The organism is Flavobacterium sp. HJJ (assembly GCF_015351475.1).
GTDB lineage: Bacteria > Bacteroidota > Bacteroidia > Flavobacteriales > Flavobacteriaceae > Flavobacterium > Flavobacterium marginilacus.
Map to the genome: position 1 here is coordinate 1 of NZ_JADKPR010000034.1, position 26,781 is coordinate 26,781.

A 26,781-nucleotide genomic window follows, 5' to 3' on the forward strand; every position below is an offset into this window, starting at 1 on the left:
TAACAAAGCAGTTTTAACAATTACTGCGGATGATCAAATTGTTGTTTACGGAACAACAAGTACCGCAGTAAAAGCAGTAGCTACTTATACCGTAACTGGTTTTGTAAACGGAGAGAACTCTTCGGTTATAACAGGTTCTGTAACTTATACAACTCCTTATACATCAACAACAGCACCAGGAACTGCTGGAGTAACCATTACTCCGGTTATAACTGGATTGACGGCTGCAAACTATAGTTTTAGTGCGGCAACAGGAACCATTACAATTACTAAAGCCAATTCAGCCATTACTGCAACTGGCTCGATAAGTTTTACGTATACAGGTTTGGTACAAGGACCTACGACTTCAACAGTAACCGGTTCTACAGGAGCGGTAACCTATAGTTATTCGGGTACCGGTGTAACGACATATGGTCCGAGTGCCACTCGTCCAATCAATGCCGGAACATATCAGGTTATTGCAAGTGTCGCTTCCGACGCTAATTATAATGCAGCATCATCAAGTGCTTTGGCATTTACAATCAATAAAGCAACGATAACAATTACTGCTAGCAATAGAAGCAAATGTTATGGAACAGCATTAACTTTGGGAACAACTGCTTTTACAGCCTCTGGATTACAAAACGGAGAAACTATAACAAGTGTTACTTTGACAAGTACAGGAGGATATGATGCTTCACTTAGCCAGACGGCAGGTTCATATATAGGGAATATAATGCCGTCAAACCCTACAGGGGCAGGTTTTTCTGCTAGTAATTATGCGATAACATTTGTAGGTGGTGATTTAACCATAAATGATAAACCAACAATTGCTAATATAACAGCTCCAGCAGCTTTATGTCCGGGAGCCTCTTTCAGTCCAGCTGCACCTGCAGTGACTGATAATGGTTCTGTTGTAAGTTCACAGGGCTGGGAGATATCTACAACAGCTGGAGGAAGCAGTTATTCAACATTAACACTTCCTTATGTAGTTGCTTTTACAGATAATGGCAAGAACATCCGTTACAAGGCAACTAATGGATGTGGCGGCCCTGTTTATAGTAATGTTGTCTCTTTATCTGTCAGCACACCGGTTATCACTCCTGCAGCGGCAGTGGGAACTGCTCCATATACTTTTACTATCGATAATCCAAATACTTATGCGACACCCAATGCTAATGGAGGTCAGTATGCCTTAATTAATGTTGTTAAAGGATTTACATATACGTTTTCGGTAGGTGATGCTTTTGCGGGTTCAAGTGAAGTTTTAACTATTTTGGATGCATCAAATGCTAATGTATCACCTGCTGCTACTGCTGCAGGTTCAGCTGGTTCCACAATTACGAATTGGGTTTCTTCTCTTTCGGGTCAGATAAAAGTTGTTTTAACAGAAGGAAATTGTGCTGCCAATGGTACAGTTGGTAACTCAGGAATAACGGTTACATTAACAGGAATAAACAATACTCAGGATAATCAGTTAGCATCAGGTACAGATTCATGGATTGGTCATGTTTACAACATTCCTTTAGTGGCATCGCCAGTAACAGGAGCTTATAATGCTCCAATGTTTGCGCCTAGCGGGCTTACGGGTTATGCGGGTTATTATACAGAATCCGAAAGTTTTGGCTTACAGCAATTTGGCGGAGGAAATCAGTATAATTTCCCTGTATATTCAAATGGAGGTAATTATACCAATATAGATACGCAAGGTTTTGCAGTTCGTTATCGTATGACTTCTACAAGACCGGCAGGCTGTTATTTAGTTACAATTAAAGGAGATGATGGTACTAAGTTATATGTTGGCAGTAACACAGTAGTTGCTAATCAAAATAACTGGGGAGATCATGGGACAACTACTTATGCGAGTGTGCTTGTAAATTTTCCAACCAATAGTACTGATCTAGTTTTTGATTATTATGAAAATGCAGGTCTAAGCGAAACGTATTTTAGTATTGTTCCTTATGATCAGGCAAGCAATGTGATAACACCTGCTGCTACTAAGCTTTGCAGCGGTACTGCTACCACTATTAAAGGATCCTATGATTATGATGGAAATCCTAACAACGTTAACTCCAACCCTTCTTTTACTTTTTCGTGGGAAAGCAATACTAATGGTGCAGGTTGGGTTACCGTTGCAGGTGAAACAGGTTTAGATTATACGCCACCAGCTCTTACAAGTACTACAAATAATATAGTAACTCAATATAGAAGAACTGCTACTCCGGTTTCTGGAACGTGTGGAGCTACGGTCAGTAATGTGATAACTATAACAACGAGTCCAATTATAACTATACCAGCTCCAGTATTAGCGGCAGCTACAAATGTTAGCTGTACTGGTTTTACTGCTAATTGGGCTTCAGTAAATACAGCCTTAAATTATAAATTAGATGTTTCAACAGTAAGTAATTTTACTAGTTTTGTTACGGGTTATAATGGTTTGGATGTTGGTGCAGTTACTTCATATAATGTAACCGGGACTAGCGGAACAACCTATTATTATCGTGTTAGAGCTTATAATGCTTGTGCAGGCAATACGAGTGCAGACGCAGCATCGGGACAGAGCGTAACTACTAGTTCTTCACCTATTGCAGCAACAACACAGGTAGGAACAACTCAGACTTTTTGTACTGATAATGGAATGACTTATACTAGTGGTAATGCTGCTGGCGGTCAATACGTTTTAGTGAATGTGATTAAAGGCTTTACTTATACTTTCTCTGTTGGAAATGCTTTTGCTGGCTACAACGAAAACATAACTATTTTAGATGCAGCAACAGATGCTAGTGTATCCCCTGCAGCTTCTGCAACAAGTGCAAGCGGTGTTACAATAACCAATTGGGTTTCTTCGCTTTCGGGTCAGATAAAAGTTGTTTTGTCTGCCGTTGGATGCAATACAAACGGAACAGCTGGTACTTCAGGAATAACGGTAACTCAAACTGCAATAGGTAATACACAAGAAACTCAGAATGAATTTGGGACTAATACTTGGGTTGGTCATATTTATAATGCAGGAGGAACAGCACCTAATTTATTTGATACTGCTCATTATGCGGGTTATTATAATGTTCCTGCTGAAACTATTACTGAAGGTTTTGGAGGAAATACAAATTGTTTTGCTGTTTATTCTGGCGGTTCACAAAGAGCAGGCATGTACACCGAAGGTTTTGCTGTTCGTTATAAAATGAAGACCACTAGAAATGGCTGTTATCTGGTAAATGTCAGAGCAGATGATGGGGTAAGACTTTCTTTGAATGGAACAACCGTTATTGATAAATGGATTGATCAGGGAGCTACAAGTTATAATAACACATTAGTTAGTTTAGATGGGAATGATGATTTTGTATTAGATTATTATGAAAATGGAGTGGGAAATGAAGTTAGTTTTTCAATTACTGCATTTAATGTATCCACTAATACTATTACCCCTGCTGCATCAACAATCTGCAGTGGTACTGCAGTAGCTTTAAATGGATCTTCCTATCTTGTTAATGGAGCGGTAAATCCTTCTTTAACTTTTCAATGGGAGTCGTCACCAGCTAGTACCGGTCCATGGACAAATACAGGTGTCACTACGGAAGATTATAGTGTGTCTCCAACCATAACTACTTATTATAGAAGAGTCGTTACAGGTTCTACAGCGAATAACTCTGGTTGTTCTGTTACTAGTGATCCAGTAGTTATTACTGTGAATACACCAGCAATTACTAATATGACAGCTGCTTCCTGCAGTGGAAGTGGATTCACAGTATCACCAGCTAATGGGACAAATGGTGTAGTTCCTTCTGGAACAACTTATACTTGGTCAGCACCTTCTGTTGCTGGTATTACTGGGACAGCATCCGGAACGAGTCAGGCAAACATTAGCGGTACTCTGACCAATACTACTAATGCTCCTATTAATGTAGTTTATACGGTAACACCAACTGCTGCAACTTGTATAGGTACAGCATTTACAGTAACTGTAACAGTGAATCCTTTACCCAATAACGTATCTAGTGGTTTCTCTGCAACAACTATGTGCGCAGGAGGCAGTCCGCAATTAACTTTTGATGCAGAGAACTTGTCTTTTTCTGCACCTTATAGTATCACTTATCAAAATGATACTACTTTGGCACAATATACAATTACAATACCGAATGCATCGGCTTACAGTTTTGCACCGGGAGGTAGTGTTCCGACAGTAAATACAGGTTATACATTGCTTTCAATTTCTAATGCAACTTGTACAAGAACAGCACCTTTCGTAGAGGGTCATGCTAATTTGATAGTTCGTCCTATGGCTACAGCGACTATTTCAGGCACAACAACTGTGTGTGTAGGAGCGGTGTCGCCAAATATTACTTTTACTAACCCTAGGACAGTTATTGAAATAGTTACTTATACCATTAATGGAGGTGCCGATCAAACGATAGAAGTGGCATCAAATAACGGTACTTCAAATGTAGCAGTTTCAACGATTGCTGGTGGCAGTTTTGTGTATAGTTTGAAAAGCGTAGTGTATAAAGATACTCCTGCTTGTTCTAATACTATTACAGGACAAAGTGCAACAGTAACAGTCAATGCACTGCCGTCAATTACGGCACAGCCTTCAAACAGTGGTGCATGTGAAGCGGACAATGCTTCATTTACTGTTGCAGCTTCTGGAGCAGGATTAACATATCAGTGGCAGTTAAGTACTAATGGAGGAGGAACTTTTAATAATCTTTCCAATGGCGGCGTATATTCAAATGTAACCGCTGCTACAATGAACATCACGACAGCGGCTATAGGAATGGATACTTATCAGTACCGTTGTGTCATAAGCGGTACTTGTACGCCGTCAGTAACCTCCAATGCTGTGACATTAAGCGTAAATTCTGACTCAGGAGATATTTCTTTGAATGGAGGTACACCAGTAGCATCCAGCAGTATTGTTTACTATTGTCCATCAACTACAGCTGAGTTTAGTATAGCATTAGTACCAGGAGCCACTGGTTATAACTGGACTCTTCCAGCAGGCTGGAGTGTTTTAAGCGGCAGCGGAACAAATAAGATTACTGTTACAACAGGTACAAGTGCGCAAAGCGGGAATGTTTTTGTAACCGCAAATAATATGTTCTGTCCGAGTTATATCTGGGTTTCGTTAACCTCAATTGCACCATCAGCACTGATAATTACAAAAATTGATCCAACTTGTGCTGTTCCTACAGGTACAGTGAAAGCTACTCCGCCTTCTTCTGTAATGGGAACACTGACTTATACTCTTATTAAAACGAGTGTAAGTCCTGAGGTTGCTGTTGCGCAAAATGGTACAGGCCAATTTACGAATCTTGCAGCTGGAGATTATGCTGTGACTTACCAGATAGATTCGGGATGTTATTCTGATAGAAGTAATTCTGTATCCATAGTACCGCTGGTTACAAAAACATGGAATGGTTCTTGGTCTCCAGCTGGAGTTCCATCAATAAACGATCATGTTATTTTTGATGCTGATTACAGCCTTCCAGTTTCTGTAAATTCCTGTTCTTGTGTTGTTAATTCTGGTAAAAAGGTTACTATTGGTACTGTTGATGGAACTACCGACGGAACTGGATTGGTTTTAAACATTTTAAACGGTTTGAATGTACAGGGCGAATTAGTATTCGAAAACAATGCAAGTCTGGTGCAGACAAATGAAGCAGTAAATCAAGGAGCAATAACTTATAAGCGTACTACTCCTGTGCTGAAAGATTATGATTATGTGTACTGGAGTTCTCCTGTAGAAAATCAGTTGTTAAGCGATTTGTGGACAAGTGACCGATATTACAGATACACTACCGGGAATTGGGAAGCACAGCCATCTAGTACCATAATGGGTACTGCAAGAGGTTATATTATACGCGTGCGTACCAGCGATCCTACTTTCCGACAAAGTGTTGAATTTAAAGGTGTTCCTATTAACGGACTGCATTCCATACGATCTCAAGGTGCCGGCAGGACCAATTTAATAGGTAATCCATATCCTTCGGCTATTGATGCTGAGTCGTTTATCCGCAGCAATATTGACGTTATAGGCAGTAACACTACTGGTGTATTCTTGTATTTTTGGACACATTTTAGTGCTAGAAAAATTAATGGTACAGGAACCGCCTATAAATATAATGCTGATGATTATGCGTTATTTAATCTGACAGGAGCCAGCAGTACGGCTCCGAGTATTATTGCTGCCCATCAAACAGGTGTAACTCCTACGGGGAAAATAGCCGCAGGACAATCCTTTTTTGTGGTTAGTGAAGCAGATGATTATTTTAAATTTGACAATTCAATGCGTTTTGATTATAACGATCCTAGTCAATTTGTAGATAACAGCGAGTTCTTCAGGCAGTCAGCGACTAAGAAAACGGCAAAGACTGTAAAGGATAGAGTCTGGCTGAATCTTACTAATACTGAAGGTGTTTTCAAGCAGCTGTTAGTAGGTTATATTACAGGAGCGACCAATGATTTTGATAAATTATTTGATGGAATAACTCTTAATAGTAATGCTTATGTAGATTTTTATAGTGTAAATAATTCTAAGGGTTATACAATTCAGGGACGTGCGCAGCCGTTTGATAAAGAAGATACAGTACCGCTGGGTTATAAATCTACGATAGCAGGAACATTCCAGATCGGTATTGATAATACTGACGGCGGTATGGTGAATCAAGCCATTTATTTGGAGGATAAATTAACTAATACTATTCATGACCTGAAAACCGGTTCGTATTCGTTTACAACAGCGACAGGTGTGTTTAATGACCGTTTTGTCCTTCGTTATACTAATACTTCTAAATTAGGTACTGGAGATACAGTAACTAAGAACAAAGGGGTTTTTGTATCGGTAAGAAATCGCCAGATAAAAGTTAATTCTTTTGACCAGACTATATCTTCTGTAAAAGTATATGATTTAAAAGGCAGCTTACTTTATGATAAAAACAAAGTAAACAAGAATGAATTCATTGTTGATACTTTAAACGCCGCTGATCAGGTTATGATTGTCATGATAGAACTGGAAGATGGTACTCGTATAAGTGAAGAAATCATTTTTCATGAATAAATGATATTCTGTTAAAAATTTAATCCCATTCTGTTTATTCAGGGTGGGATTTTTTTATTGCCAGAATTTATGAGCAGCTGTATTTGAGGGAAGAATACCATTTTCTATAAAACTCGATTTTACACATGGTTCGATATAAAAATGGCGTCAGATCGCTCTTTTTTAGAATTTAACGCTTCAGCAGTTTAGTCTGCTAAAGTATTTGGAACACTATTGAAAATGTTCTTTAACATCCAAAGGGAATTATTTGCAGTTAGAAAACAGATTTTTTTTAAGAAGCAGAAAAAAAACGGTTAAAAACTGTAAAATGAGGTGTTTTATTTTGTGTCTATAAATTTACAAAATAATAATTTTTTGGCTATTTATCTGGTAATTACGTATAATATTGGGTTTATTGTGATACTTAATTATTATTATCTAATTTTAGTATGCTAAAGTACGTGTTTTGTGTTTGTGTGCGTCTATTTTACATGAAAACAGAACATTGTTGTTCCTAAAGAAATAAAAAGCTGTTCGAGTCTTTTTATTTTTCTCGTTTTCAGAATAAAAAATACCACAAAATCACCAAGTCACATGAAAATAATTCTACCTAAATCTCAGATTTTAGCAGCTTTTTTGTTCTCTTTATTTATCCAGACAGCAGTGTCTGGAGCAACTATAACAAGTACTGGTACTGGAGGAAATTGGAATTCCGGCAGTTCTTGGGTAGGAGGTGTTATACCTACTGCAGCAGATGATGTTATAATAGCATCAGGAAGTACTGTAACCATTACAGCAGATGCTGCAGCAAAAAGTATTAGTGTCTCAGGAACTTTAATGGTTAATGACGGCGTTGTGTTTACAGTTGGAAGCAGTACCACTTCGGGGAATTTCACTGTAAATTCTGGAGGGAATTTTAGCACAGCTAATGGTTCTGGACTCTCAACGATAATCGTTTATGGAAATTATGTTAATAATGGTACTACCGATTTTTGGAAAAGCACCGTTATTATTGTAGGAGATTTGCTAAGTCCTGCTACTTCTCAATTACAAAAACAAGGAAATGTAATTGTCGGCGGGAATATTATAGGAGACTTTAATTTGACAGGAGGAAATGGTACCGGTCAGATTTATGCCGTAAATCCTAATGCAACAGTTACAATAACTCCTGTTTCTATAGACAATAATGTACCGCCGGGGACAACTGTGAATAATCCTCCAGAAACTCAGGTTTTAGTTGATTTGGTAAACACTGTTTTTTATGGAGTATGTCCGTATACAGTTAGCGGTACTTCAAATGCTATCGTCTGCACAAGTTCGCCTACAGCTGCTTTTACGGTTACTACCAGCGGCAGTTCTCCTTCCTATCAATGGCAGGTAAATTCAGGTTCCGGCTGGAGTGATTTGACAAATAGTGCTCCATATTCAGGAGTTACAACAAATACTCTTACAGTAACAATTTCTGGAACAAGTTTAAGCGGAAATAAATACAGAGCAAAAATCACTTCAGGAGGATGCACTAAAAACGGTGATTATGGAACATTAACTATAACTACTGTTTCTCCATCAACTCCAGGCACCATTACGGGAACTACACCTCAGTGTCCTTCGAATTCAGGGCAGATATATACAATCGCCGCTGTATCTGGAGCTACTTCATATACTTGGACAGTTCCGTCAGGCTGGACTATAAATTCTGGAAACGGAACAACATCAATTTTTGTGACAACAGGATCAGTTGGCAATAATGGGAATATTTCTGTTACGGCTACTAACGGCTGCGGTACAAGTGCTGCTAAAACTTTTGCTGTAACAGTTGTTGCCACTACGGTGACAGCAGGAACAGTAAGCAGCAGTGCCAGTTATTGTTCTTTTACAAACAGTACAACATTAACCTTGTCCGGTACTTCTCTTCCTATTGGTAATGGAGCAGGAAAAGCTAGTGTAATAAGATGGGAAAGTTCAGTGGATGATTTTATAACTAGTACCGTGATTGCTAATACAGCAATAACTTTAACAGTAACAGATTTAAGTCTGACGACTAAATATAGAGCGATAGTGCAAGCAAATGCTGCTGGCAGCTGTCCTGAAGATTCTTCTCCTGCAACTATTACGGTTAATACTAAGCCGACTTCTGCTGTCAGCGGCACTGCAGTGATCTGTAATGGAACATCAGCAGCTATTTCTATAGCTTTGACCGGAACTGCCCCATGGAATTTGACTTATACTGACGGGACTACTCCGGTTTCGGTAACAGGAATAGCTTTAAGTCCCTATACTTTTAATGTTACGCCATCATCCACAAAAACATATACAGTAACAGCTCTAAGTGATTCTAAATGTACAGCTGTGGCTGGTGACATGACGGGCAGTGCAGTAATTACGGTTAATGCCAGACCTGCTTCTGTTGTCAGCGGTACTGCAGTGACATGTAATGGCACATCAAAAATTATTTCTATAGCTTTGACTGGTACTGCCCCATGGAATTTAACGTATACTGACGGAACTACTCCTGTTTCGGTAACGGGCATAGCTACAAGTCCATATACTTTTAATGTTACGCCATCATCCACAAAAACATATACAGTAACAGCATTAAATGATTCTAAATGCACAGCTGTGGCTGGCGACATGACGGGCAGTGCTGTAATTACGGTTAATGCCAGACCTGCCTCTGTTGTCAGTGGCACCACAGCGGTATGTAATGGTACATCAGCAGCTATTTCTATAGCTTTGACTGGAACTGGTCCTTGGAATTTGACTTATACTGACGGCACGACTCCAGTTTCGGTAACGGGAATAGCTTCAAGTCCCTATACTTTTAATGTTACGCCATCATCCACAAAAACATATACAGTAACTGCACTAAGTGATTCTAAATGTACAGCTGTGGCTGGCAACATGACGGGCAGTGCAGTAATTACGGTTAATGCTATTCCTTCAGCAGCAGCTATGACGGTAACACCGCTTACCTGTGTTGTTCCAACAGGTACAATAAAAGTTGATACACCAGTGCCGGCTTCAGGAATTATATATACCTTAACGGGTACTAATCCTGTGGTCGCTGCGGTAACAAATACTACAGGAGTATTCGCGAATCTAGCCTCAGGAGATTATGCTGTAACCTATCAAATAGGTTCAGGATGTGTTTCGGCAAGTGCATCAGCTGCATTACAGCCGCTGGCTGCAAAAACATGGAATGGCTCTTGGTCTCCTGCAGGCGCACCATCTCTGAATGATTTTGTTATTTTTAATGCCGATTATAGCCTCCCTGTTTCGGTAAACTCCTGCTCTTGTGTGATTAATACTGGTGTGATAGTAACGATTGCTTCTGGATTAGTTTTGAATATTATTAACGCTCTGGATGTTCAGGGGAGTCTGATTTTTGAGAACAATTCGAGTTTGGTACAGTTAAATGATAATTCTGTAAATCATGGAGCAATAACTTACAAACGTACTACACCTGGATTAAAAGATTTTGATTACGAATATTGGAGTTCGCCTGTTGTGGGTCAGAAACTAAGTGATTTGTGGGTTAGCGACAGGTATTACAGATATACTTTAGGAGCTTGGGAAGCACAGCCAGCAAGTACCATTATGGATATTGCAAGAGGATATATTATCCGTGTCCGTACCAGCAGTCCTCCTCTTTATCAAAATGTTGCGTTTAAAGGAGTCCCTGTTAACGGACTTCAGTCCATACGATCTCAAGGAGCTGGCAGAACCAATTTAATAGGTAACCCATATCCCTCCGCTGTAGATGCAGAATCGTTTTTGATGGACAATGCAGACATTGCAGGAGGAGCTTTATATTTTTGGACGCACTATACAGCCAGACAATTGAATACTGCGGGCACTGCCTATGTTTATACAGCAGATGATTATGCGGTATTTAATCTTACTGGCGGAGGAGCCACTGCACCAAGCAGTCATGGCACCGGTGTAACTCCTATGGGAAAAATAGCTGCAGGACAATCCTTTTTTGTTGTGAGTGATTTGGATGATTATTTTAAATTTGACAATTCGATGCGGTTTGATCACGCTAGTCCTGGTCAATTTATTGACAACAGTCAGTTTTTCAAACAGTCTAATACTAAGAAAACAAAAGCAATTGAGAGAGCCAGAATCTGGCTGAATTTAACAAATGAAGGTGGTGCATTCAAACAGCTATTAGTAGGTTATATTGCAGGAGCAACCAATGATTTTGATAAATTGTATGATGCAGTAACCCGCAATGGGAATGCCTTAGTAGATTTTTATAGTGTTAATAATTCAAAAAATTATACCATTCAGGGGCGCGCACTTCCATTTGACAAAGCCGATGCAGTACCGCTGGGGTATAAAACCACAATAGCAGGAACATTCCAGATTAGTATTGATAATACTGACGGCAGTATGGCTGACCAGACTATTTATTTGGTTGACAAAATGACTAATACAATTCATAATTTAAAAACAGGTTCTTATTCATTTACAACAGCAATCGGTGTATTCAATGACCGTTTTGTAATGCGCTTTACCGACAATACTTCTAAATTAGCGGCTGAAGACACTCAAGTAAAAGAAAATGGAGTTTTTGTATCCGTAAGAAACCGTAAGATAAAAATCAATTCTTTTGACCAGAATGTGTCTGCCGTAAAAGTGTATGATTTAAAAGGAAGCTTAGTATATGAAAAATACAAAGTTGACAAGAATGAATTCATTATTGATAGTTTAAACGCCAGTAATCAGTTTATGATTGTTATGGTACAATTGGAAGACGGCAAATGGATAAGCGAAGAAATTATTTTTCATGATTAACCGATGATTCCTTTTTTGAAATTTTTATTCCCATTCTGTTTATTCAGAGTGGGATTTTTTTGTACCGGCTTTGGCTTCTAAAAAAGTTTTTTATAAACACATTCACAGATTTTCCGTAATCAAGTTTTGCAGACTTTACTTTGCTAACTAAACCACTACGAACTGAAGTTTATAGTGGTTTAGTTGTGTTTGGTATAATCTCATTGGATATTAGACAGTTAAGTTTCTGGTTTGATTCTGATTGCTTTTTGTTTTGTTTTTTTGTAAACTTTCTTTTCCATTTATCGTAGTAAAACTTATATTTAACGAAAGTAAATATTCCTTCAGCGAAATACTGAAAGCATTATTTTTTAGAAAACCTACATTTGATACAGCAAATTAAAACACATACATTATGAAATCAGCAATTATAACCACTTTACAGTTAGTTAAAATAACCTGCAATACATATGGTTATTATGCAGTTCTAAGATTTTTTAATACCCTTCAATTCGAAGAACTTGTGCTTGTGACTACTGGTTTAGAAAGTTCAAGACAATCGTATTTAAAAAAAAGAATCGAGGTAAACTCTAAAACATAGGAATTTTGATAATTATACGATGCATGTTTGTGAAAATAAACTTATAAATAAATGTTTTTAAAGTTAGTTATTTGTTAATCAGGTATTTTAGTATTTTTTTTGATAATATAATTTTTTATTGTTTAATTTTGGCACGTAAAAATACGTGTTTATTTAGATATTAAATCAATCTAAAAAGAGTGTATTTTTAAAATACCACAAAACCCCAGATCATATGAAAATAATTTTACCTAAACCTAAAATTTTAGCGGGCTTTTTATTGTTTGTTGTTATTTTATTTGGCAGCACAGTTTTTGGGCAGACAACAGGAGATTATCGTTCAAAAGCTTCTGGAACTTGGACAGCTGTTGCTAGTTGGGAATACTTTGATGGTTCTATTTGGATTCCTGCAACGAATTATCCAGGTCAGAGTGCTGTGGCTGGAGCAACTGGAACGGTAACAATTCAAGGAGGTTTTGCAATTACACTTAATACTAATTTACCAAATAGTTTTACTTCTTTAGTAATTGGAGGTACGGGTAGCGGAAAATTAATAGTTAGTGGCTCTTACACTGTTCAAACCACGAGCGTAACATTGAAATCGAATGGTATTATGGAAATTGGGGGTAATAACACGATTTCATTCCCAGCAAACACTTCGTTCGGAATTGATTCAGGGGCAGTATTACAGGGTTCAGGAAGTCCTTGCAGTAACAATACCGCTATTTATATAGGATCTTATAAAGTTTCAGCTTGTAATGGAAATGGAGGAGGAGCTCTTTCTAATTTTGGAGAATTTACTTCCAGAGGAGGAAACGGAAGTGCATCTTCAAATTCTCCTGTTTGTACAGGAAGTACTTTAACGCTTACAGCAACTCCGCCTTCGGCAACATCTGGAGGTCCATATACTTATACCTATAAATGGTCTGGTACAGGAATTTCAAATCCTACAGCAAGTTCAAGCCCTACTTATACTATTTCTAACGCAGGCGCTAGTGTTGCGGGAACCTACACGGTTGAAATTAAGGATAATACTTTTGTTACGGAGGCGTCAACCACTGTTGTTATAACTCCAACTCCAGTGGGCGGAAGTTTAGATTATGCTACAACTCCAGTTTGTATAAATTCCTCTGTTTCATTGCATCTAAGCAATAGTATTGGTTCTATAGTGCGTTGGGAAAAGCGACTTAATAGTAGCAATTCATGGACAAATATTAATACTACTACTGTAAACTATACAGATACACCTTCACAGTCTGGAACTTGGGAGTATAGAGTTTTAGTAGGTAATGGGTCTTGTACGCCAGTTTACTCATCATCAATTAGTGTAGTTGTTAATCCAGAATTATTTATAACACTAGGAACAAATCCACAAGTAACACAATTATCAACTTCGACAACATTATCATATATTGCTAATAATGGTTCTGAATTTGATGTTGTATATACTGATCCAGTAGCAATAGCTGCAGGTTTTACTAACTTGCATGGCAATGTGTCTGGTAATTCAGGAAGTATTACGTTAAATATACCTTACTGTTTGTCTGCAGGAGTATATAATGCTAGTATCCGTGTTATTAAGCCTCTTAATGCGACTAATACCTGTTCGAGTCAGTATTATCCTTTTACAATAATAGTGAATTCTAATACAAGTGGAGGAACATTAAGTTCTGATCAAGTAATTTGTTCTGGTAATTCACCATCAAATTTAGTTTTGACAGGTAATTCAGGAGCCGTTGTAAAATGGCAAAAATCAAGTGATGCTGCCTTTACCAATCCAACAGATATCAATTCAACGGCGACAACTCTTAGTGGAGCAACAATCGGATCCTTAACTCAGAATACCTATTTTAGAGTTATTACCAATTATGCTGGTTGTAATAAAATAAGTTCTAACTCAATTTTAATTACAGTTGGACCTATAGCTGCCCCAACAATTGGAACAATAACTCAACCAACTTGTGCCACAGTAAAAGGAAGTTTTATGATTACAAATTATAATGCTTCATATACCTATAATATAGCACCTAATAGTGGAGTGACCCAATCGGGTTCTACGATAAATGCTCCAGAAGGCAGCTATACAATAACTGCCAGTAATATAAGTTGTGGGACTTCTGCAGTTACTAATTTTTCTATAAATGCTCAGCCTGTAGTTCCATCTATTGCAACAATTTCATCACCAGCTGCATTATGTTCTGGAAGTTCTTTGAATCCTACAGTACCTACAGTTACAACAAATGGTTCAGCAATTACTTCACAAGGCTGGCAGATATCTACCACATCAGGCGGAAGTACTTATGGAACATTAACATTGCCTTACACGGTAGCTTTTGCCGATAATGGCAAGAACATTCGTTATTTTGCAACTAATAGTTGCGGAACAACAAATGGTACAGCAGTTGCAATAACAGTAAATGATAAGCCAGCGATAGCTTCAATAACAGCACCAATTGCTTTATGCGCGGGTGGCTCTCTAAATCCTACGGCACCAACAGTAACAGCAAATGGTTCAGCAGTTACTTCACAAGGCTGGCAGATATCTACTACATCAGGCGGAAGTACTTATGGAACATTAACATTGCCTTACACGGTAACTTTTGCAGATAACGGCAAGAACATTCGTTATTTTGCAGCTAATAGCTGTGGAACGACAAACGGTACAGCAGTTGCAATAACAATAAATGATGTTCCAGCAATAGCTTCAATAACACCACCAACTGCTTTATGCGCGGGAAGTTCTCTGAATCCTACAGCACCTGCTGTTATAGCAAATGGTTCAGCACTTACTTCACAAGGCTGGCAGATATCTACTACATCAGGCGGAAGTACTTATGGAACATTAACATTGCCTTACACGGTAACTTTTGCAGATAACGGCAAGAACATTCGTTATTTTGCAACGAATAGCTGCGGAACAACAAATGGTACAGCAGTTGCAATTACAGTCAACCCAGCCCCAACATTAATAGCTGCCACACAAACAATTTTTGCCTGTTATAGTTCGCCAGCGACTATAAAGCTGACAGGTTTATTATCAGGCAGTACATCAACAGTTGACTATACTATTGACGGTATAGCGCAGACGTCAATTACTGGTTTAACTGCTGTAGCAGGAGAAGCTAGTTTTGATACAAGAAATTTAACAGCGGCTGATAATGGTAAAGTATTACAGATAACAGGAGTAACTGTGACAAGCGCTTCGCCAAGCTGCATCAAGAGTTTTGCAGGTGTTGCCGGTATAGATATTACTTTGAATGTTAAACCAGATTCAGGAGGTATTTCGCTAAATGGCGGTACGCCTATAGCTTCTGGCGGTAATACTACTTTTTCTGAAAAAACTACGGCTACTTTTAGTATAGCAGCAGTTTCTGGAGCTGCGGGCTATACTTGGATTGTTCCAACAGGATGGAGTATTACGGCTGGAAGCGGAACTAATCAAATAACGGTTACGACCGGTACAGAATTTCAAAGCGGTAATGTTACTGTTACTGCTAATAATATGCTTTGTCCAAGTTCTTTGTTTGTGACTTTAACTTCAATAGCGCCTCCAGCTCCAATACCTACTAATGTAATTTCTGTTAAGTGCGGTACTTTAGGAAGTATATCATTCAATAATCTGCCTGCTGGCAGCTGGACGCTTAATGTTACAAAAGATGGTGTCGGCAGTACTGTTTCCGGATCAGGAAATACTTATACGCTGGCAAGTTTAACAGGCGGGAACTATACTTTTACAGTTACGGATGCTTATGGAACTTCTGTTTCCTCAGCTAGTGTAAATGTTGATCAGGTTGTAAAAACGTGGAAAGGTTCCGGATGGTTTATTGGTTCTACTCCAACTACAGTGCCTACTGTTGATGACGCTGTTGTTTTTGATGCCGATTACAGTGAAGCTGTTTCCGTAAATTCCTGTTCCAGTGTTATTAATCCTGGTAAAAAGGTTACTATTGGTACTGCTGATGGTACTGTAGACGGTACTGGATTAGTTTTGAATATTAAAAACAGTTTGGATGTACAGGGCGAATTGATATTCGAGAACAATGCGAGCTTGCTGCAGTCAAATGATAACGCAGTAAATAACGGAGCAATAACTTATAAGCGTACTACTCCTGTGCTGAAAGATTATGATTATGTGTACTGGAGTTCTCCTGTAGACAATCAGAAATTAAGTGATTTGTGGTCAAGTGACCGATATTACAGGTACACTACCGGGAACTGGGAAGCACAGCCATCCAGTACCATAATGGGTATTGCAAGAGGTTATATTATACGCGTGCGTACCAGCGATCCTGCTTTCCGACAAAGTGTTGAGTTTAAGGGAGTGCCTATCAATGGAGCCGTATCTATTCGATCTCAAGGTGTTGATAGAACTAATTTAATAGGTAATCCATATCCTTCCGCTATAGATGCAGATTCGTTTATTCTTAGCAATAGCGATATTGTTGGTAATGACAGTTTAGGGGGATACTTGTATTTCTGGACACATTTTAGTGCTAGAAAAATTAATAATGAAGGAACAGCATATAAGTATGAAGCTGGAGATTATGCGATGTATAACCTGACAGGCGGAGGTTCGACTGCGCCAAGCAGTCTGGGTACAGGTGTAACTCCTTCGGGAAAAATAGCAGCAGGACAATCTTTCTTTGTGGTCAGCGGCTTAGATGATTATTTTAAATTTGACAATTCGTTGCGTTTTGATAACGGCAGTGCTTTAGATAACAGCCAGTTTTTCAGACAGTCAGACACTAAGAAAAAGGCAAAGCTTGAAAAGGATAGAGTGTGGCTGAATCTGACAAATACCGAGGGAATTTTCAAGCAGCTTTTAGTGGGCTATGTCACAGGTGCGACCAATGATTTTGATAGATTATATGACGGACCAACTCTTAATAGTAATGCTTATGTAGATTTTTATAGTGTAAATAATTCTAAGGGTTATACAATTCAGGGGCGGGCACTTCCGTTTGACAAAGGTGATATAGTTCCATTAGGTTATAAATCCACGATAGCAGGAACATTCCAGATCGGTATTGATAATACTGACGGCGGTATGGTGAATCAAGCCATTTATTTGGAAGATAAATTAACCAATACTATCCATGACCTGAAAACCGGCTCGTATTCGTTTACAACAGCGACAGGTGTGTTTAATGACCGTTTTGTGCTTCGTTATACTAATACTTCTAAATTAGGTACAGGAGATATAGTAACAAAAAGCAAAGGATTTTTTGTATCAATAAGAAACCGCGAGATAAAAATTAATTCTTTTGATCAGACGATAAATTCAGTAAAAGTCTATGATATGAAAGGGAGCTTACTTTATGATAAAAATAAAGTAGACAAGAATGAATTTATTATTGATACTTTAAATGCCAGTAACCAATTTATGATTGTTATGGTACAATTGGAAGACGGTAAATGGTTAAGTGAAAAGATTATTTTTCACGATTAAGAGCCTGTTTAAATTTTATTTTTGAGATTTATTATTAGAGGATTTTTGAGTGAAACAAGGCAAATTTTTATAAAATAGCAGAACTATTGTATGAAAATTTAACGAAGTTGTAACCAAAAATCATCATAAGAGAGCCAATAAATAAAACTTAAACAGGCTCTAAGTAAATACTCTTTTTAAAAAAAAAAATCCCATTCTGTTTATTCAGGGTGGGATTTTTTGTTTAAAAGTTAATAAAGGTTTTATACCATTTATGAATATAAAACAGTCTTTTTGTTTTTCATCACCCTAGCCCTCTCTAAAAAATTGAATTATCCTATATTTTAAAATATAAGAAAATTATCACTTCATTTTTTTTAATTTGTCTGCATTCTAATGAAAATAAGTTGTAATTTTTCTGATAAAAACATACTTTTTTCTCACGAATTGTTTTGCTTTAATTCAAAAATAGGTGTTTCATAGGTTATTTTTTACTAAATAACGATAAAACATGCATTTAAACGATAAAATACGCTTTTATACGATTTATTTAATTTCATTTTATTAAATTTATTTAATCAATATAAATATTTAAACATTTGAAATTAAATGATTTATGATTTTTAGAACACAGCGTTAATTAGTTGTTTATCATTTCTTTTTTATTGGATATTTAAAAGGTTTTGAATCCGCATATAATTTCGAATACTTGAGTATAATTTTAATCCCCCTTAAAATGAAAAAGATATTATTTTTATGCATTCCGCTGTTTTTAATGTTTCAATTTTCTTTTAGTCAATCCGCAAGCAGTTATACTTTTACGTCCATACAAGGTAATTACATTTCGCTTGGCGGAGTTGCAGGAGTTGTTGACACATCACTATCTGCAACAGCAGATACGGGTGTTTCTACTAGTATCACTTTACCGTTTTCCGTTACTTTTGCAGGCACAGTTTATTCTACAATACAAGTTTCGCCCAATGGATGGCTTAGTTTTGGCACGCCGATAGTAACAGACGCTCAAAACAGTACCAATTCCCTGGCAAATGCAGGTGTTATAAAACCTGTTTTGTTTCCTTTGTGGGATGATTTAAAATGTACTGTAAAGCCAAGATATATAACAACCGGAATTTATCCACACAGAAGGTTTAAGGTGGAATGGAGCCAGCAGAAATGGGATGCACAGTCTTCGGGAGATACGGTTTCGTTTCAGGTTTGGTTTTTTGAAACTACAAATGTAATTGAATATTTATATAGTCAGGGAGCCACATCGGTTTCCAATGGTTCAGGAGGTGCATCAATTGGAATGTGTGATGCAAATGGAAATTATTTGGCACTTACAAATTCTGGAACAAGTCCAGCTGCTGATTATACTGTTTTTACAGATAACATTGCCGCTAAGCCGGCATCTGGGCAGATTTATAGATTTACGCCGCCATCTTCCGCAGGATTGGAAGCCAGTAAATATTGTTTTTCTGCTTCAGCAGCCACTTATGGGATTTTAACTTCGACTTCACCTGTGGGGGGGATTGGTGCAGTAGATGACGATGGTATTACAAATCCCATTACACTGGATTTTCCTTTTACCTTTGGCGGTACTGCTTATACAAATATAATTGTGTCTCCAAACGGCTGGCTTACTTTTGGATCGCCTACTACAATTACAAATACTCAGAATGCTGTCAATAGTGTCACAAACGCTGCGTTGATAAAACCTGCTCTGATGCCGCTTTGGGATGATTTGAAATGTACTGAAAAAATAAGGTACATTACGGCAGATGCCGCTCCTAATAGGATATTTAAGATAGAATGGTATCATCAAAAATGGGATCATACTGCCAATGGAGATGTTATATCTTTTCAGATATGGCTTTATGAAAGTTCTAATATAATAGAGTATTATTACAATCAAGAAACAATAGCTGTAAAATCACCATCGGCAACTATTGGGATTTACGATGCAAACGGTAATTATTTGACTTTAAATAATTCAAGTGCAAGTCCTACGGCTCAGTCTGCTGTTTTTACAACAGATATCGCTGCTAAGCCAGCATCGGGACAAGTCTATCGATTTACACCGCCGCCTACAATATCCTATCCAGGTAATGCTTACATCGCTATTGGGAAAGTGGCCGTTACACAAAGCGGCACAACAGGCGGAACGTATTCGGCAACGCCTCCTGGACTGAGCTTGAATACTTCGACTGGTGAAGTTAATTTAGCAGCCAGCGCAGGGGGAATATTTACTATTGTTTATACTGTGGCGGGCTGTTCTAATGCATCAGCAGTAATGACTATTTTTCCTTTGCTGCCCATTCCTGCTGCTACTGTGACAGAGGCTTCCTGCGCTGCAGGTACAGACGGGGCGATTACAATAACGAATATGAACAATGCCATAAAATTTATAAGAGCCGATAATGATTACATTGATTTAGGAAGTTCGCTGCTTTCTAATAGAAGTGCATTCACTATTGAAGGCTGGATTAAATTTAATATCGCAGATGTTACGGGCAGGATGAGTTTATTTGGGCAGAATGATGCCATAGAATTTGGATTTGCCAATTCAACAACTATTGAGCTTTCAACACCAGTTACAGGGGCAGTTACTGCAACACTCCCAGCTTCTCTTGGGGATGGATCCTGGCATCATATAGCAGCTGTAGGGAATGGTTCAACTGTCAAGATCTATTTAAATGGTGTCAGTGTTGCTGTAACAGGAGGTGTTGTTACTACTTCAAATTATGGCAGTTCCTCAAATAACGCTAAGATTGGAAGCGGCGTCTATAATGTAACTGGTGATTCATTTACAGGACAGGTCGCAAAGTTAGGGCTTTACAGCACGGCACTTTCGGCGAACGCTATCGCTGCTTTGGCTTTTGGACCTACAACGTATTCAGGTTACGAAACTGGAATTATAGCAGGTTATAATGTTGCCATAGGTTCTGGAACTATAATTTATTCTTATCCGGCCGGTAATAACGGAACTTTCCAGAATAGTCCTGAATGGATAGATCCTTATACTTATGTCTGGCAGAAAACAGGAGATGCTGTTTTTTCAGCTACCACAAAGAATTTAACTAATTTATCAACTGGTGAATATAAAGTTACTGTCTCGTTAATTGGTGTGAGCAGTCCTAATGGAGCTACATTTACAGTAGGTTCTGCCAGTGTAGTGACTGCATTAGCAGGAACAGGAGCAGGATGCAGTAATAGCATTACAGCAAATTGGACTGCATCAGCGGGAGCTGTAAGTTATTCGCTGGATGTCGCTGCTGATTCTGATTTTACCAATTTTGTTTCTGGTTTCAATAACTTAAATGTTGGGAACGTAACGAGCTATGCAGTGGCAGGATTATCGGCTGGAAATGTTTATTATAGAGTACGAAAAAACAGCAGCTGCGGAGTGAGTACAAGTTCAAATGTAATTACTTACGCTACGCTGCAGATAAATTCGCCAACAGCTATTAGTGCCTCAAATTTATCATGCAGCGGTTTCGATGCTAATTGGAATGCGGTTTCTGGTGCTGATGCTTATTATTTAGATGTGTCCACAAATCCTGCATTTAGCAGTTTCGTATCAGGCTATAATAGTTTATATGTTGGTAATGTCACATCAATTTCAGTAATTGGACTAGCTTCTGGATTCAGTTATTATTACAGGGTACGGTCATCAAACGCGACTTGCGGTACAGTCGTTACGCCGTCTAATGTAATTCAGGCTGATATTGATTTAGCGCCTGCTTCGCCAGTGATTGGACTAGTGCAGCAGATTAGTTGTACCAGACCAGGAGGAAGTGTTGCATTAAGCGGGCTGCCGGCAGGCAATTGGAGTTTAAATTTTAGTAATGGCGATACGTATTCAGGCAGAGGAACTACAGTAACTATTCCAGGACTGGCATCAGGGAATTATACCGTGGCAGTTTCAGAAGGGGGATGTTTTTCTGCTAATTCTGCAAATATTCCGATTGCATCATCTACTATTTCAGACACTTCCTGGGATGGGGCTGTTTGGTCGAATGGGACGCCTTCTCTTTCAAAAAGAGCTGTTTTTAACGGAGCTGTATCTGATACATTTACAGTTTCGTCCAATACGGATATGTGTTCCTGCCAAATTAATTCGGGTTCAGTAGTCGTTAATTCGGGAGTTGTATTATATATAGAAGGAGGTCTTGATATTGTGTCTACTACTAATATGACATTTCAGAATAATGCGAGCTTGGTTCAGGGCAGTGATACTGCTGTTAATTCGGGCGATATTATTTATAAGCGCAGTACTTCTCCTGTAAAAGATTTTGATTATGTATATTGGAGTTCACCCGTGGCCGATCAGACACTCGGACTTATGTCGCCTAGCAGTGATAAATACTGGAGTTATGCTAATGGAGCTTGGGTTTCAGAGTCAGCCGGCAGTATAATGACTGCAGGAAAAGGCTTTATTGCCAGAGTGCCTCGGTATACTTCTCCCCAAAATGTAGAATTTATTGGAATACCAAATAATGGCTCTATATCAATAGCCGCACAGGGAGTGATGAAGACCAATTTAATAGGAAATCCATATGCTTCTGCATTAAATGCTGATTTATTTATAACAGATAATTCTTCAATAATAAATGGTGCCTTATACTTTTGGACACACAATACTTCCAGAACATTAAATAATACGAGTACTAAATTTATATATACTTCTGATGATTATGCGACTTATAATTTTACAGGAGGAGTGGCTACTGCAGTGGCTGCAAAAAGTACAGATATAAATGGAGACGGAATTGGTGATGGGACACAGCCTTCAGGTAAGATTGCTGCGGGCCAGTCTTTTTTTGTAGTCAGCAAAATTGCCGGGAATTTTACATTTACTAATTCACAGCGGGTTTCAGCTGTTGGGGCTAACAGCCAATTTTTTAAACAGACTAATGCTGCTAAAACTGCAGGAATTGAAAAGAACAGAATTTGGCTTAATCTGACCAATGACGGCGGTGCTTTCAAGCAGTTATTGGTTGGTTATTTAACAGGTGCTACTAATGATTTTGATAATCTGTATGATGGAATCTCACTTAACGGGAATGCATATGTAGATTTTTTCAGCATAAACAATTCAGGGAGTTATACCATTCAGGGACGTAAGCTTCCATTTGATGAAGCTGATGAAGTGCCATTGGGTTACAAAAGCACTATAGCAGGAACGTTTCAGATCAGTATTGAAAAAACGGACGGAGTTCTGGCTAATCATGCAGTTTATTTAGAAGATAAAACAATGAATACTATGTATGATCTGACTAAAGGAGCATATTCTTTTACTACTGCTGCCGGAGAGTTTAAAAACCGTTTTGTGCTTCGTTATTCTACAGCTTCTAAACTGGGTACAGATGACAATGAAGCCAATGAAAAAGGAGTCGTTGTTTCGTTAAAAAACAGCCAGATAAAAATTAATTCTTTCGGCCAGATTATGTCTTCAGTTAAGGTGTATGATTTGAAAGGCAGTCTGCTTTATGAGAACAATAAAGTGGATAGCAATGAATTTACTGTAAATCATTTAGCTGTCAGCAGTCAGGTATTGATTGTTTCAGTTCAATTAGAGAGCGGTAAGAGAATCAGCGAAAAAATTGTCTTTCATAATTAATAGAAGCTAAAAGTGATTATACTCTGCTGAAGAAATTAAGCTTCTTCTTAAAAGTACTTTTTTGTTCTATTGTTACCATTTTAAGTTTTTTTTATACCATTTATAAATATAAAATGATCTAATTTTTATCCCCTCTCCTTGGGAGAGGGCTAGGGTGAGGAAAAACAAAAAGACTGTTTTATATTCATAAATGGTATTATTTGTTCAAGCACAGTAATTTAAAACAAAAGCACTTAGATATTTTCTCAGGGTTAACAGGTCAAATATTTTATCATAAGATTTTTTATAACCAGATACATTTAAGTAAATGGTATTAGCGATATATACTGAATTGTTTGTATTTCAAATCATTAATAAATGGGAAAACTATGAATAAAAACTACTTTGTTTTCGGTGCATTGACAATAACAGCTAATACAGCTCACTTTTTACTGCTGCTGTTTTTTTTTGTTTCATTTCCTTTTTATAGTCAGACCATTAATAAGACTTTAGTTCAGGCATCGAGTCCTCTTGTTGTTCCAGCAGGAATTCTTAGTTTAACTGTGAATTGCTGGGGAGCTGGCGGCGGTGGCGGCGGTTCTAATTTTTTAAGCGCAGCTGGCGGTGGCGGTGGCGGCGGGAGTTTCAAAACAGGAACAGTTTCTGTTACACCTGTTGCAGCGAATGCTCAAATTAGTTATACTATTGGTCAGGGAGGGACAGGAGGTATATCAACAACAATGAATGGTACTGACGGCGGATCAACTATTTTTTCTACAGTAACTGCGAGTGGAGGAACTGGAGGAAAAGGAGCTACTTCTAATGGGAATTATGGCGCTGGAGGTGCAGGCGGTGTCACTTCTGGTGGCTTTTCAGGGGGTACAGGTGCTAGTGCTGCCAACGTTGTCATAATAGGTTTGTCAAGCGGAGGCGGCGGAGGCGGTGCTGGTTCAGGTTCAGTTGGTTTAGCAGCGAGCGGAACTACGGGTGGCACTGGGGGTACTGGTAGTGGTGGTACAGGCGGATCGGGTAGGACATTACTTGGTTCTGGAGGTGATGGTGCCGATTTTGGCGGCGGTGGCGGTGGCGGTCTTACATTGTTGAGCTTGGCTAATAGTACAGGAGGAAAAGGAGGAAATGGTCAAATTACTGTAAGCTATACGTGTCCAATTTATAGTATTGCAAATAATGTCACGGCTTCAGATGCTTGTGTCAGTTCAGGAACATCGACTGTGACAGTAAGCTCCAGCGCTGCAGGATTGCCGATAGGAACTTATACAGTAGTTTATGATAGAAGTCTTCCGGCGGGAACTAATCTTGAAGCTTCCATGGTGGTTACAGTTGCTGGAAGCGGGACTTTTACAGCAGATGGATTAACGACTAACGGGACAAGTACAATAACTATAACAAAATTAAAATCGGTTGATTGTGAAAGCACAATGAGTGCTAATAATACCGCTAATGTTTCGGTAAGTATTTTTCCAGGTACGCCTGTTTTAGGAACTACGACACAGCCAAATTGTATTGTGTCAACTGGAAGTATCATCTTAAGCGGATTGCCCGTTTCAGGAACTGTATATCAAACAGGAACTGTGCCTAATAGTTATTCCATTTCTAATGCCACAGGTACTATGACTATTTCAGGTTTAGCTGCGGGTAATTATACTTTCTCGTCAGCAAGCGGTTTGTGTCTTTCGTCATCGACTGGAAACGTTGTAATCAATTCACCAGTTACTAAAACTTGGGGCGGTTCTTCATGGTCGCCTGCAGGAGAACCTTCTTTGGATAATGCAGTTATTTTTTCAGGAAATGCAGTTATAACTTCACCATTAAATGCATGTTCGTGCCAAATTAATTCTGGGGTAAGTATAGTAGTTGGTGCTGCACTGGCAAACAACAGTAATGCTGTCGTAACGATTCAGAGCGGACTGAATGTACAAGGAACACTAACATTTGAAAATAATTCGGGTTTAATTCAGTTAAATGATAATGGGGTCAATTCGGGGAGTATTATTTATAAACGGACCACATCAGCTGTAAAAGATTTTGATTATGTGTACTGGAGCTCACCAGTAACGGGACAGACATTAGGGCTTTTATCGCCTAACAGTGATAAATACTGGAGTTATGCTAATGGAGCTTGGGTTTCAGAGTCTACTGGAAGTGTTATGACTGCTGCAAAGGGTTTTATTGCCAGAGTGCCGCCATCAGTTTCTTCTCAAAGTGTTGTGTTTACCGGAGCTCCAAACAATGGTTCAATTTCTATAACCGGACAGGGAGTGATGAAAACCAATTTAATTGGAAATCCATATGCATCTGCTGTAGATGCCAATTTATTTATTGCAGGTAATATTTCGATAATCAGCGGTCCTTTATATTTTTGGACACATAATACTTCCAGAAGTTTAAATAATGCTGGTACTAAGTTTGTATATACTTCTGATGATTATGCGACTTATAATTTTACAGGGGGTGTGGCTACTGCCGCGGCCGCTAAAAGTACGGATATAAATGGAGACGGAATTGGAGACGGCTCACAGCCATCGGGTAAGATCGCTGCCGGCCAGTCCTTTTTTGTAGTCAGCAAAATTGCCGGTAGTTTTACATTTACTAATTCAATGCGGGTTTCTGCCAGCGGATCTAACAGTCAGTTTTTCAGACAGGCAAATACAGTTAAAAAAGAAAAAACCGAAACGAACAGAATCTGGCTTAATCTGACCAATGATGGCGGCGCTTTCAAACAATTATTGATTGGATATATTACTGGAGCCACTAATGATTTTGATAATCTGTATGATGGTGTAAGCCGCAATGGGAATGCATTTATTGATTTTTTCAGTATTAACAATTCTGAAAATTATACTATTCAGGGGCGTCAGCTTCCATTTGATGAAGCTGATGAAGTGCCATTGGGTTATAAAAGCACTATAGCAGGAGCATTTGAAATAAGTATTGAGAAGACTGATGGAGTATTGACTAATCACGCTGTTTATTTAGAAGACAAAACAGCCGGAACAATTTATGATCTGACCAAAGGCTCTTATTCTTTTACGACTGGAATTGGAGAGTTTAAAAACCGTTTTGTACTTAGGTATACAAAGAGTTCACTGGAAACAGATGATTTTGGAAGAAAGAGAAAAGGAGCAGCTGTGCTGTTAGAAAATCAGCAGATAAAAATTGATTCCTTTGATCAGATTATGTCTTCTGTAAAAGTATATGATTTGAAAGGAAACCTGCTTTATGAGAATAATAAAGTGGATAAAAACGAATTTAGAATAGATCATATAACGGCCAGCAATCAGCTGTTGATTGTTGCAGTACAGCTGGAAAACGGAAAAAGAATCAGCGAGAAAATCATTTTTAAGGATTAAATTTTTAACTAA

5 protein-coding genes are annotated in these 26,781 nt (G+C 38.3%); all 5 read left to right on the forward strand.

The features are described from left to right. The coding region (locus IRZ80_RS19255) for a PKD-like domain-containing protein (protein WP_194643721.1) at positions 1-7,033 on the forward strand (7,033 nt) is incomplete at its 5' end. A 573-nt stretch (positions 7,034-7,606) separates the two neighbouring features. After that, a complete protein-coding gene (locus tag IRZ80_RS19260) occupies positions 7,607-11,812 on the forward strand; it encodes a hypothetical protein (protein WP_194643723.1) in 4,206 nt (1,401 codons plus the stop codon). A 794-nt stretch (positions 11,813-12,606) separates the two neighbouring features. Continuing rightward, entirely contained in the window at positions 12,607-17,820 is a 5,214-nt protein-coding gene (locus IRZ80_RS19265; RefSeq protein WP_194643725.1) for a hypothetical protein, read from the forward strand. Between the two features lie 715 nt (positions 17,821-18,535). After that, positions 18,536-23,419, forward strand: coding sequence for a LamG-like jellyroll fold domain-containing protein (locus IRZ80_RS19270; RefSeq protein ID WP_194643727.1), 4,884 nt, complete (start codon positions 18,536-18,538; stop codon positions 23,417-23,419). A 368-nt stretch (positions 23,420-23,787) separates the two neighbouring features. Beyond that, positions 23,788-26,769, forward strand: a complete 2,982-nt coding sequence (locus IRZ80_RS21180) for a T9SS sorting signal type C domain-containing protein (RefSeq protein WP_194643729.1) — start codon at positions 23,788-23,790, stop codon at positions 26,767-26,769. Positions 26,770-26,781 lie beyond the last annotated feature (12 nt).

Bases quoted from the DNA above. Each gene is read 5' to 3' on its own strand.
- IRZ80_RS19260 (WP_194643723.1), top strand. From the start codon at position 7,607: ATGAAAATAATTCTACCTAAATCTCAGATTTTAGCAGCTTTTTTGTTC.
- IRZ80_RS19265 (WP_194643725.1), top strand. From the start codon at position 12,607: ATGAAAATAATTTTACCTAAACCTAAAATTTTAGCGGGCTTTTTATTG.
- IRZ80_RS19270 (WP_194643727.1), top strand. From the start codon at position 18,536: ATGAAAAAGATATTATTTTTATGCATTCCGCTGTTTTTAATGTTTCAA.
- IRZ80_RS21180 (WP_194643729.1), top strand. From the start codon at position 23,788: ATGAATAAAAACTACTTTGTTTTCGGTGCATTGACAATAACAGCTAAT.